The organism is Maccoyibacter intestinihominis, assembly GCF_040096355.1.
GTDB classification, from domain to species: domain Bacteria; phylum Bacillota; class Clostridia; order Lachnospirales; family Lachnospiraceae; genus Maccoyibacter; species Maccoyibacter intestinihominis.
Genome location: NZ_JBBMEX010000001.1, coordinates 371,842 through 384,635, shown reverse-complemented (window position 1 = coordinate 384,635; position 12,794 = coordinate 371,842). Strand labels below are relative to the sequence as shown.

11 protein-coding genes are annotated in these 12,794 nt (G+C 41.0%); 6 read left to right on the top strand and 5 right to left on the bottom strand.

The features are described 5' to 3' along the window. The first annotated feature begins 378 nt into the window (after positions 1-378). The 6 genes from WMO43_RS01800 to WMO43_RS01775 all read left to right on the top strand — a co-directional run bounded on the left by WMO43_RS01800 (position 379) and on the right by WMO43_RS01775 (position 5,680). Positions 379-918, top strand: a complete 540-nt coding sequence (locus tag WMO43_RS01800; RefSeq protein ID WP_353529577.1) for a helix-turn-helix domain-containing protein — start codon at positions 379-381, stop codon at positions 916-918. A gap of 9 nt (positions 919-927) precedes the next feature. Continuing rightward, positions 928-2,001, top strand: coding sequence for an ABC transporter ATP-binding protein (locus WMO43_RS01795; protein ID WP_353529575.1), 1,074 nt, complete (start codon positions 928-930; stop codon positions 1,999-2,001). Then, positions 1,994-2,821, top strand: coding sequence for an ABC transporter permease (locus WMO43_RS01790; protein ID WP_177963211.1), 828 nt, complete (start codon positions 1,994-1,996; stop codon positions 2,819-2,821). The genes WMO43_RS01795 and WMO43_RS01790 overlap by 8 nt, the downstream gene beginning before the upstream one ends. Further along, entirely contained in the window at positions 2,815-3,597 is a 783-nt protein-coding gene (locus WMO43_RS01785; protein WP_353529573.1) for an ABC transporter permease, read from the top strand. Before WMO43_RS01790 ends, WMO43_RS01785 begins: the two co-directional genes overlap by 7 nt. Positions 3,598-3,607: 10 nt before the next feature. Next, positions 3,608-4,660 (top strand): ABC transporter substrate-binding protein, encoded by a 1,053-nt coding sequence (locus tag WMO43_RS01780; protein ID WP_353529572.1) that lies wholly within the window; start codon positions 3,608-3,610, stop codon positions 4,658-4,660. Positions 4,661-4,801: 141 nt separating this feature from the next. Beyond that, entirely contained in the window at positions 4,802-5,680 is an 879-nt protein-coding gene (locus WMO43_RS01775) for a DUF5688 family protein (protein ID WP_353529570.1), read from the top strand. Positions 5,681-5,683: 3 nt separating this feature from the next. Here the strand turns inward: WMO43_RS01775 and glgA are convergent, their stop codons facing one another. The 5 genes from glgA to spoIVB form a co-directional block, all read right to left on the bottom strand. Next, entirely contained in the window at positions 5,684-7,132 is a 1,449-nt protein-coding gene (glgA, locus tag WMO43_RS01770) for a glycogen synthase GlgA (protein WP_353529568.1), read from the bottom strand. Between the two features lie 68 nt (positions 7,133-7,200). Further along, the gene (spo0A, locus tag WMO43_RS01765) at positions 7,201-8,001 is read right to left on the bottom strand and encodes a sporulation transcription factor Spo0A (RefSeq protein ID WP_177962644.1); all 801 of its coding nucleotides are present in this window, start codon (positions 7,999-8,001) and stop codon (positions 7,201-7,203) included. Positions 8,002-8,257: 256 nt separating this feature from the next. Next, positions 8,258-10,033, bottom strand: coding sequence for a methyl-accepting chemotaxis protein (locus WMO43_RS01760; RefSeq protein WP_353529566.1), 1,776 nt, complete (start codon positions 10,031-10,033; stop codon positions 8,258-8,260). A 244-nt stretch (positions 10,034-10,277) separates the two neighbouring features. Further along, complete coding sequence (locus WMO43_RS01755) at positions 10,278-11,417, bottom strand: Fic family protein (protein ID WP_353529564.1); 1,140 nt, start codon at positions 11,415-11,417, stop codon at positions 10,278-10,280. Positions 11,418-11,535: 118 nt separating this feature from the next. Continuing rightward, complete coding sequence (spoIVB, locus tag WMO43_RS01750; protein WP_353529563.1) at positions 11,536-12,756, bottom strand: SpoIVB peptidase; 1,221 nt, start codon at positions 12,754-12,756, stop codon at positions 11,536-11,538. Between the last annotated feature and the right edge of the window lie 38 nt (positions 12,757-12,794).

Sequence of the window (12,794 nt, the reverse complement as noted above, 5' to 3'; positions counted from 1 at the left end):
ATATCCCAGCGAGTTCCCGACAATTATGAAAAGTTTCTTTTTGGGCTATGGAGATGAAACTCCCGGAAGCGTGGAGCTCTCTGGCGAACACGCTTCCTGCTTTTGGGGAGGTTCATCGGAATGCTTAGCACAAGGAAACTTGCAATAATTGTCGGAAACCCGCTGAGCACATACTTTTTTCTAACACGCCCCCTGCTTTCGGGAAAATTTATTTTATTTATCTGAAAATATTGACTTTTCCCACAAACGCGGTATAATAATTCTCAGTTTGTTTATTATTATTAAACATGCAATTTACATATAGTGCAACTTTTTATCATGGATACACCCATGATCTTGACATATACATCACAGTAATAATAGAAAAAGGAGTTTATTATGGACATCGGGCACCGCATGAAAGAGCTTCGGGTTCACTATGGACTGACCCAGCAGGAGCTTGCCGATCGTTCTGAGCTGTCTAAGGGATTTATCTCTCAATTAGAACGAAATCTGACTTCTCCTTCTGTTGGAACGCTTCTTGACATTATCCAGTGTCTTGGAACCACACCTGCAGAATTTTTTGCAGATGATGAACCGGAACAGATCGTATTTAAAAAGGAAGATTATTTTACAAAAATAGATGAAAACGAACATTCAAAAATTGAATGGATCGTGCCAAACGCACAGAAAAACGGTATGGAACCTCTACGCGTAACGCTTGCGCCCGGGGGCCGTTCCATGGAGCTGAAACCCAGTGAGGCAGAAGAATTCGGATATGTTTTAAAAGGAGCGATCCGGATCATCCGTGGAACGAAAAGTTATCTTGTAAAATCCGGGGAGTCTTTTTACTTAAAAGGACTGAAACGTCACCACATCGAAGCATACGGTGTCAAAGAGGCTGTATTTATCTGGGTCTCCACGCCACCGAATTTTTAGGAGGATACCATGAGCAAAGACTTTATTACTTTAGAACACATTACGAAATCTTTCGACTCTCAGATGGTATTAGATGACTTAAATCTGACCATTAAAGAAAATGAATTTATGACCCTGCTTGGTCCATCCGGCTGCGGTAAAACCACCACCCTGCGTTTGATCGGCGGTTTTGAGACCCCTGACATTGGAAAAATCTATTTTGACGGTCAGGATATTACTTCACTTGCACCAAACGAAAGAAAATTAAACACTGTATTCCAGAAATATTCTCTTTTTCCACATATGACCATTGCGGAAAATATTGCATTTGGTTTAAAGATCAGCAAGAAAAGCAAGGAATACATCAACGATAAGATCAAATACGCATTAAAATTAGTCAATTTAGACGGCTTTGAAAAACGCTCCGTCGATTCCTTAAGCGGCGGTCAGCAGCAGCGTATCGCGATTGCCCGTGCCATCGTAAATGAACCGAAGGTACTGCTCTTAGATGAACCTCTCGGTGCACTGGATTTAAAACTGCGTCAGGATATGCAGTACGAGCTGATCCGTTTAAAAAATGAGCTTGGCATTACTTTTCTCTATGTTACACATGACCAGGAAGAGGCACTTACCATGTCCGATTCCATTGTCGTTATGAATCAGGGATATATCCAGCAGATCGGAACACCAGAGGATATCTACAATGAACCGGTCAACGCCTTTGTTGCCGATTTTATCGGAGAAAGCAATATCATTGATGGAGTTATGATAGAAGACCATCTGGTTGAGATCTTAGATACCAGATTTCCATGCGTTGATGAAGGCTTCGGACAAAACTGCCCGGTTGACGTTGTCATCCGTCCGGAAGATGTGGAACTGGTAGAACCGGAGGAAGGAATTATCGATGGAACCGTCATCTCTATCATATTTAAAGGGGTTCATTACGAAATTGAAGTCCTTGCAAACGGATTTGAATGGCTGGTGCACACAACTAAAATGCATGAGGTCGGCTCTAAAGTGGGAATCCGTGTCATTCCGTTCAATATTCAGATTATGAACAAACCGGAATCCAGTGATGAGGAGGCAGTAGAAGTCGATGCGTAAATTTGGAAAACAACTTTTAGCCGGTCCTTACCTGGTCTGGATCATCGGCTTTATCATCCTTCCGGTCTTTGCCGTTCTTTACTATGCACTGACAAACAGTGCCGGAAGTTTTACAATGGAAAATATCGCGGCGATCGCAGAGCCGGTACATTTAAAAGCATTGTTTTTAGCATTAAAACTGGCTGTGATCTGTACCCTGATCTGCCTGCTGCTCTCCTATCCACTGGCAATGATCTTAAACAATATGAAGATCGAAGAGCACAGCTTTGTGGTCTTTCTCTTTGTACTTCCGATGTGGATGAATTTTATGCTTCGTATTTTAGCATGGCAGATGCTTTTATCGAATAACGGTATTATCAATTCCCTTTTAAAAACGTTAGGTTTTTCTGGGATCAACCTGATGAATACCCCGACCGCTGTCGTATTTGGTATGGTCTATGACTACCTTCCATTTATGATCCTGCCAATCTATAATGCGTTAGTACGCATCCGAAAGGATTTGATTGAGGCAGCCAGAGATTTAGGTGCCGGAAACCTCTTGGTCTTTTTTAAGATCATTCTGCCGCTCTCCCTTTCCGGAGTTTTCAGCGGGATTATTATGGTGTTTGTACCTGCACTGACCTCGTTTGTTATTTCGGATCTTTTAGGCGGCGGCAAAGTACTGTTGATCGGAAATGTCATTGAACAGTCCTTTATGCAGGGCATGGACTGGCATCTTGGTTCAGGGCTCTCCATTGTACTGATGATCTTTGTCATTGCCTCCATGGCATTTATGAACCGACAGGATAAAGAAAATGAAGGAGGAAATGCCGTATGGTAAAAAAAGGAATCGAACGCCTGTATTTGATCATTATTTTCCTCTTTTTGTACCTTCCGATCGCGGTCCTGATCGTACTTTCGTTCAATGACTCAAAATCGCGTGTCCAGTGGGGCGGATTTACACTGCGCTGGTATCAGGAGGTATTTAAAAGCCGGACCATTATGAACGCTTTTTATACAACCATTACCATCACACTGGTTGCTTCTATTGTAGCAACCCTGCTTGGAACACTGGCAGCTATTGGTATCCACAGTATGAAAAGAAGACAGAAAGCACTGATGCTTGGAGCTACCAATATCCCGCTTTTAAATGCGGACATTGTAACCGGTATCTCGTTAATGCTGTTACTGATAAAATTTACAAGACTTGGCATGAACACCGTTTTGATCGCACATATTACTTTTAATATCCCCTATGTCATTCTAAACGTACTGCCAAAACTGAATTCCCTAAGTCCTAACACCTATGAGGCGGCATTGGATTTAGGTGCTTCCAGACCTTATGCGTTTTGGAAGATCATCTGGCCTGATATCAAAGGCGGCGTATTCAGCGGATTTTTGATGTCCGTGACCATGTCGTTAGATGATTTTTCCATTACCTATTTTACAAAAGGACCGGGAGTCAATACACTCTCAACCATGATATACACCGAACTCAAAAAAGGGATCAAACCGGAGATGTACGCTCTCTCCACTATTTTATTCCTGATCGCACTACTGTTACTGCTTTTGATGAATTACCGTTCATCCAAAAAAAGCACCGCACTGACAACATAAGGAGGACATTATGAAGAAAAAATTACTGCTGATGGCTGCATGCCTTGGAGCGATGTTCGCATTCACTGCCTGCAGCTCTAAAGATGACGGAAACACACTGACGGTATTAAACTATGGAAAATATATAGAGTCGAGTGTGTTAGATGCCTTTGAAGAAGAAACCGGCATCCATGTCAACTATGAAGAATATGTAAATCCGGAGGAAATGTATACGAAATACAAATCCGGTGCGATCGACTACGATGTGATCTGCACCTCTGATTACATGGTAGAACGCCTGATCAACGAGGGAGAAGCAAAAGAGATTAACTTTGATAAGATTCCTCTTTCTAAAAATTTAGATGATTCTTATTTTGAATTTTCTAAGGCTTTCGACCCGGAAAACAAATATTCCATGCCATACTTCTTTGGAACGGTCGGAATCCTCTATAACAAAAATAAAGTAGATGCCAATGACGTCAAAAGCTGGGATATCCTCTGGAATAAAAAATATAAAGACCAGATTATCATGGAAGACAGTGTGCGTGACACCTTTGTACCGGCACTCAAACGTCTCGGTTATTCCTCAAACTCTACCGATAAAAAAGAGTTAGAAACAGCACTTGACCAGTTAATTGAGCAGAAACCGCTGGTCTACTCCTATCTGGTAGATGAAAGTGCTGACGAAGTGGTCGCAGGCAATGCATCCATGGCACTGGTATACTCCGGCGAAGCTGCCTATGCAGAGTCTTTGAGCAAAGATTTAGACTACAGTGTCCCGGAGGAAGGCTCGAATATGTGGATTGATTCCTGGCTGATTGCAAAGACCTGTAAACATCAGGAAAATGCAGAAAAATTCTTAGACTTCCTCTGCCGCGAGGACATCGCTATGAAGAACTTTGAATATGTATACTATGCAACACCAAATAAAGCGGTCTATGACAAATTAGACAAAGAAACCCAGGAAAATAAGACCATTTTCCCTGATGACGAAACCTTAAACAACTGTGAGATCTTCCGCTACCTGGATGAAGATTCCATTGCACTTTACAACAAACTCTGGAAAGAATTAAAATCCAAATAATTTCTACTTGCATTTTTTGAATTTCCGTGTTACATTAAAATCCACATGAATCTCATGTGGATTTTTTATCTTTGCACTTTCGTGCATATTCCCATTTTATTTCATATCCCGCCTGTTACATTTTTTATTCAGGAGGTTTTTATGACATTTGACACCTTTAAAGAAACGATTGTTTCTGCATTAAGCAATTACTATGGCAGCGACTATACACTGTCTATCCAAAAAATACCAAAAAACAATCAAATTATTTTAGATGGACTGACCATTCAGAAAAAAGGACAGAATATTTCTCCTACGATTTATCTGAACCCATACTTTTCCAAATTTCAGGACGGCATGCCGATGTTTCACATTTTAGAAGAAATCAAAAACACCTATGCCATGCATCATCCCGACGAGAACATTGACATCCGCTTCTTTACAGACTACGAAAATGCCAAAGACCGCATCTGTATGAAGCTGATTCACTACGAAAAAAACAGAGAACTTCTAAAAGAAGTTCCCCATATTCGTTTTCTCGACCTCGCTGTCGTCTTCTATTATCTGATTCATCTAACCCCCGGAGAGCAGGCAACAATCCTCATTTATAACCGGCATTTGCCTTACTGGAATGTCTCGACCGATACCCTGTTTGAGTCTGCAAAAATCAACACCCCAAAGCTGCTCCCTTACTATTTCGATGATATTTTTTCCGTCTTGCAGAATGTTTCCGACTTGTCTGAATTTAGCAAAAACCAGCTCCACCCACTCTATGTTCTGACCAATTCCGAAAAACTCTTTGGTGCAGCCGTAATACTCTATCCAAATCTTTTATCCTCAATAGCGAAGAAAATAAATCACGACTTAATTATTATCCCAAGCAGTCTGCATGAAGTACTTCTGCTTCCGGCTGAACAGGGAGAATCTTCTGAAGAATATTCCTCAATCATTCAGGAGGTCAACCTCTCAGAGCTGTCACCGGAAGAAGTTCTCTCCGATCATGCCTATTATTATTCCCGAAAGACAGACTCCATTTGCTAATTATCACATCTTGAAAAGTTCCTCATAAAGTGATTCATAATCTTTAGCGGATGCATTCCAGGAATAGTCACAGTCCATCGCACGTTTTACAATCCCATTCCACTCGTTTCTATGATTGACATAAGTATCTTTTGCATAACGGATCATATGTAACATCTCATGTGCATTGTAATTGGCAAAAGAGAAACCATTTCCTGTCTGCTCGTATTCGTTATATGGGCAGACAGTATCCCGAAGCCCTCCTGTCTCACGCACCATTGGAACGGTTCCATAACGCATACTCATCAACTGGCTGAGTCCGCACGGTTCAAACATGGATGGCATTAAAAAGGCATCCGCTCCAGCGTAGATCCGGTGTGCTAAATCTTCGGAATACTGAAGACAGACTCCCATCTGCCGTTCATACTTCCAGGCAAAGTGGCGGAACATATTCTCAAAACGTTCTTCTCCTGTTCCAAGCACTGCAAACTGGATTTTCTTATCCCCTAACAGTTCATCCATCACATAGGCAATCAGATCCATACCCTTTTGCACTGTCATCCTCGATACAATTCCGATCAAAAATGCATCTTCCTCTTTTGGAAGTCCCAGCTCTTCCTGAAGGCCTGCCTTATTTGCCGGTTTCATTTTTACCACATTCATCTTATCAAAATGTGTCCCGATACGCTGATCCGTGACCGGATCATACTCATCATAATCAATCCCATTGACAATTCCATACAAATGGTCTGATTTTGCACGAAGCAGACCGTCTAAGCCCTCTCCACCTTCCGGTGTCGTAATTTCCTGCGCATAGGATCTGCTTACCGTTGTTACCATGTCGGAATAGACAATCCCGCCCTTTAAATAATTTGCTTCGCCGTAAGATTCTAACTGATCCGGCATAAAGAATTTAGCCGGCAGTCCCGTAATATCTTTGACTTCGTTGAGCTTCCATCTTCCCTGAAATTTCAGATTGTGGATTGTAAAGACGGTCTTCATCTTCTGATAAAACGGATCCTCTCCATAAAAATATTTTAAAAATACAGGCACCATTCCGGTCTGCCAGTCATGACAGTGTATGATATCTGCCTGAAAATCAATAAATTTCATTGCGGCAATGGCTGCTTTAGAAAAGAATGCAAACTTCTCCACATCTTCATAGATCCGGTTATATGGCTGATCTCCGCCAAAATAGTATTCATTATCTATAAAATAGTAAGTAACCCCTTCGACAACCTTGTGAAATACTCCGACATACTGCTCACGCCATCCGAGAGATATCGAAAAATTTCCCAGATTTTCCAAATCTGCTGTCAGTTTTTCCTCTATGCACAGATATTTCGGGATCATAATACGTACATCATACTTCTTTTTATCAAAATATTTCGGTAAAGAACCGGTTACATCCGCAAGCCCTCCGGTCTTAATAAACGGAACTGCTTCCGATGTTACAAACAAGACTTTTTTCATAAAAAACCTCCAAGTACAATATAATTAATTTTATTATACCGTACCAGGAGGAATTTTTAAAGTTAATCTCAGGAATTGCTCCGATATTCCAATCTGATTTTGTCCGCGATCAGAGCGATAAACTCTGAATTTGTCGGTTTTCCTTTTCCGTTGTTAATGGTGTACCCAAACAGTGCATCGATCGTATCCATTTTTCCTCTGCTCCATGCAACCTCGATCGCATGACGGATGGCTCTCTCTACACGACTTGGCGTAGTCTGAAACTTTTTCGCTATCGTAGGATAGAGAATCTTCGTAATGGAATTTAACATATCAATGTCATTCACAGACATGATAATTGCTTCCCGTAAGTACTGATATCCTTTAATATGTGCCGGAACTCCAATCTCGTGGATAATTGCCGTCACATCAGCCTCTAAGTTACGTTCTTTTAATTCTTCCCGTTTCTCATAAGGCTGTACCTTACGCACCTCGCTTGGACGTGCTACGTTACGGTTTTTGACATCCTTGATCCGACTAATGACCATATCATTGTCGAACGGTTTCATAATATAGTAATCTGCTCCGAGCCGGAATGCATCCTCTGTAATCTTTTCCTGACCAATCGCACTGATCATAATAAATGCCGGGTGCTTTTTGATCGTAGAATCTTTGTTGACTTTTTCCATAACTCCTAAGCCGTCCATCTTTGGCATAACAATATCTAACAGTACAACGTCAGGTTCGGCAGTTTTTATCAATTCGTACGCTTCTACCCCGTCTTTCGCTGTTCCAATCACCTGTAATTCTTCATCACTCCGTACAATATCGCCTAAAAGACGCACCATTCTTTCGTTATCATCTGCAATCGCAATGTTCAGCTTCTCCATGCTGTCCCTCCTGGTAAATTTTTCAAACATGCTGCTATTATATCGTTAGGTTCCCCTAAATTCAATAGTTTTCTAACGTTCTAATTCGACAACCACTGTATTTTAGCGGCTTTTTTGCATATCCGTGTCGGATACTCCTGAATCAACTGTATTATACAGGCAATTCGACACATCTCTTGTCGAAAAATAGCAACTAATTTTTCAAGTCCAATAGAAACAAGCAATTCTCCCCCCTTTTCTGTCATTTTTCCATAGGTTATACGGAAAAACGTTCTACACTTTCTAATAACTCATGTGTATGGTTCATAACTGTATCCAAAACTTCCATGGAATCTTTGACTGCATTGTCAATTTCTTCCGATGTTGCTGATGTCTCCTCGGTAAAGGATGCATTATTTGCAGAAAGTGCATTCAATGTCTCGATGTGACCAACCACATAATCTTTCTGTTGATCGATTTCCTGCATCTTCGCTGCAATATCCTGTACAGTCTCAATACATACATCTAATGCATTCTTCAACTCCTGGAACGTATCCTGTGTTACCGTTAAGGTATCGATCTGTGTCTTGGATGTTGTATTCATGTCTTTCATGATGTCCATACATTTATTTGCATTATCAGTCAGTTCCTCAATGATACCATTGATTTCCTGAACTGTTTCTGCCGACTCTGAAGCTAATTGTCCAATCTCTTCTGCTACTACTGCAAATCCTCTTCCTGCCTCTCCGGCTCTCGCTGCCTCGATCGACGCATTCAGAGAAAGAAGATTGGTCTGTGATGCAATCTGACTGATCAACGTTGCTGCTTCACTGATCTTATTGACGGATTCATTCGTATACTCTGTCTGCTGATACATCACTTCGATGTTACGGATGGTCTGCTGATTTACTTCTAACAGATTCTCCATGCTGGTATAGGAATCCTGTGAGCATTTCTTCATAAAAGATGCATTTTCAGATAAATCCTCGATATCCGCTGTGGTGCTCTGGATATTCTGTGCGATCTTTTCTACGCTTCCGGCTACATCCGTTGTAGACTCTGCCTGCTGCGAAATGTTCTGTGCTACATCGCCCATCGCATTTGTCAGATTTTCAATTGCTTCATTCATAATACCGAAATTATCGACAAACTGCTGTTCTGCTAAATTCAGATGTTCTGATGTCTCACCGACATGTGATACCAGACCACTGATGCCTCCCTGTGCCACATTCAGCGAATCTGCCAGCACTCCGATCTCATTCGCACTCCGGATCTCAACATTTTGTGTCAGATTTCCTTCAGAAATCCTTCCAACCATTCCCTGCATTTCTAAAAGCTGCTTCTTAATACCGTTTCCGAATTTAAAGCAGGCGATCAGGGATATTACCATAAGGACTACACTGATAAAGATATTCTGCATCATCATGCTCTTTTGTCTGTTCTGCAGTGTGACACGGTTCTTCTCAATATTTTTCTCTAAATTATCTACATAATTTCCTGTGGTAATGACCCAGCCCCAAGGCTCAAATTCTTCTGAATAAGCAATCTTTGGTGCAACCGTTTTACCATCTGCTTTTGTAAAGTAGAACTCATTGTATCCGCCGCCGGCTTCTGCCGATTTCATAATGTTCTGAATGATCTTTACACCATTCTGGTCTGTCAGATCGTAACGGTTCGTTCCTTCCTGTTCAGAGAGGATCGGGTGCATCAGCAAGGTATAATCCGTACCGTCAATCCAAAAGTATCCTTCGCCGTCTTCTCCATAACGCGCATTGCGAAGGATTTCCATTGCCTCTTTTTTCGCATCTTTTTCTGACATTTCTCCTGACTGGCTCTTTTCATAAACCATATTGACGACCGTCAGCATTGCTCCGACTTCATCTTTAATCTGTTCTTTATATCCCGATATTACCGCATCTTTATAGTCTGAATTGGTTTTGGTGATCGTTTCCTTCATTCCCATATAGGTAACAAGACTAACTCCGATGGAGCAAGCTAAAATAATTGCCGTGCATGAAATCATACATGTTGTCCGAATACTTTTGATCTTCATATGTATTTTCCTCTCTTCCCTGATTCCCTTGACGTGTACCATTGGAATAATTATACACCTATCAGGGAATCACCGCAAGAATTTTTAGTAAATTTTCGTCGAATTATGGGATATTTGAATACGTTTCTCATTACGATACTTATTATCTGTCATTTTTACTCGCTTTGTCTTATACCATATGTTTTATTTCTTTATACCATCTGTATAGAACATTTCTGATCATCATTCTATCGTCAATCAGCTCTTAAGTATCCTTTCTCAGTATCGCTAAATACTCCTCATAGGCAAATACTCTATTTCTTGCAGCATTGGTTGTTTCCTGCAAAATCCCAAGTTCTACAAGTTTCCGCACAGCAGCAGCTACCGTATTATAGCTAACCTCTAATTCCTTTGCGGTTCTCTTGATATCAATAATCGGATACTGTTCAATATAGTCAAAAACTGCTCGTAAATTATCTTTGCTCCGAGTTGTCTTTGGAAGTTTTTCTACATTCGTATCATGCAACACAGAAAGCTGACGAATTGCTTCTAAAGAGTCCGATGCTGCTTTACTCACTGCCTCTAAAAAAAATCTTATCCATTGTTCAAAGTTTCCGGTTCTCCTGACTTCACTAATGCGGTCATAATATTCTATCTGGTTCTTTTTCAAAAAATAGGATATATAAATGACTGGTTTTTCAATCAATTTCTGCTCCATCAAATAGAGGAGTATCAAAAGTCTTCCAATTCTTCCGTTGCCATTTAAAAACGGATGTATTGTTTCAAACTGATAGTGAATCAATGCCGCTCTGATCAATGGATCATAATCCACATTCTCATTGATATATTTTTCCAAATCAGACATTGCTGTTTGCATATCTTCTACATTAGGAGGAATATACCTGGCATCTTTTAATGAACAGTTTGCAGGTCCGATCCAGTTTTGAGAATGTCTAAATTCTCCCGGAGTTTTATCCTGTCCACGAACATTTTCCATTAATACTTCATGTATTTCTCTTATTAATCTGCAGCATAAAGGTAATCTTTCTAAACGTTTTAAGGCATACTGTGTTGCTTTCACATAATTAATAACATCAGATACATCAAGATTTGCATTTGCTTCCACTTCCGGATCTAATACATCGTCAAGAGTACACTGCGTTCCCTCTATTTGCGAAGAGATCAACGCTTCTTTTCTAACATACATTGATATAAACAGATCCGCATTAGAAATCAATTGTGATGCAGTATCAAGTTTTACCAGTTGCTTATTTGCATCAACTAAAAGTTTTACAATCTCCCCGTCCATTTCAATTTCAGGTATCGGTGGTAATGGATTTGGTTTAAAAGATTGGTACATAGCCTCTCCATTTAAATTGTCAACATATATTCCTGCACGCTTCATACATTTTCACCTCTTTTTGAAATAACTACACTTATTATATCTCTTTTATTTCAAAAAGTCATCGGGTTTTTGAAATATACTATAGTAAACAATACGTTTTATTTCAAAAACTATTTTCTTATCCCTGCTCCAACATCTCTTCAATAAAGATCCCATATCCTTTCGATGCATCCTGCACAAACACATGGGTCACCGCTCCGATGATCTTTCCGTTCTGCACGATCGGGCTGCCGCTCATCCCCTGTACGATTCCTCCGGTCAGGGCGCACAGTTCCTGATCCTTTACCACAAACCGGATTCCTTTGTTCGTTTCTCTCGCATTAAAATTTGTCTGGGTAATCTCAATATCGTAGCTTTTCCGCTCCCCTTCTAAAGTACAGATGATCTCCGCCTTTCCAAGCTGTACTTCCTGCTTAAATCCCACAGGGATCTGCTGTTCAGAGGTCAGTTCTTCCGGGATAACGTCTAACTTTCCATAAACTCCGGCTTTTGTATTCTTTTTGACATCTCCTAAACAATAACGACTGCTGTAATTGATGATGCCGGTCAGTTCTCCGGGAGTCCCGCGTTTTCCTTTGATGATCCCGATGATATCTGTCTGATATAACAGGCCTTTTTCCATATCGATAAGCGTACTGGTGTCTGCATCGCTGACGCCATGACCAAGTGCGCCGTAATTCCCTGCCGTATCGGTATAGGTTAAAGTACCGACTCCTGCTAGATCATCACGCACCCATACGCCGATCTTATAGGCTTTTTCCTGTGTCATCACGGCCTCCATGGCTACTTCGATCCGTTCTCCATTGCGCTCTATCCCAAATGCCATGGGCTGATCACCATATTCATGAACCCGGTCTAATAACTCTTCTTTTGTAGATACCTTTTCACCGTTCACACTACAGATATAATCTCCGCTTTTTAATAAATACTTTGCCGGTTCTACCGTCTCTCCTGACATTCCGTTGACCGGACTTGTCCCTATGACCAGTATTCCTTTAGTCTTTACATAGATGCCTACAGGCATTCCTCCGGGGATCAGATATTTTTCTCCACGCTCCTGTACGTAGATATCCTTGATCGGGATCACACCAAAGAGCCGGCAGCTTAGCGTATAGCTGCCGGTTTTTTGACTGTTCCCTAACCCACTCCGTCCAAACACCATGGATGCCAGAGTGACCGGTTCCTCTTCTTTTTGCTCCATAGACAAAGGAATTCCCGTATGAAGCTGCAGCGTCTCACCCGGACGCACACTCACTTCATCGGGAATTTTATTTTGTAAAAACAGATATCCAAAACACAGGACAAAAACCAGAATTCCCGTACCAAACTTTTTTTTCATTATCATCACATCCTTAAATTCTATTATGTGATGATTTT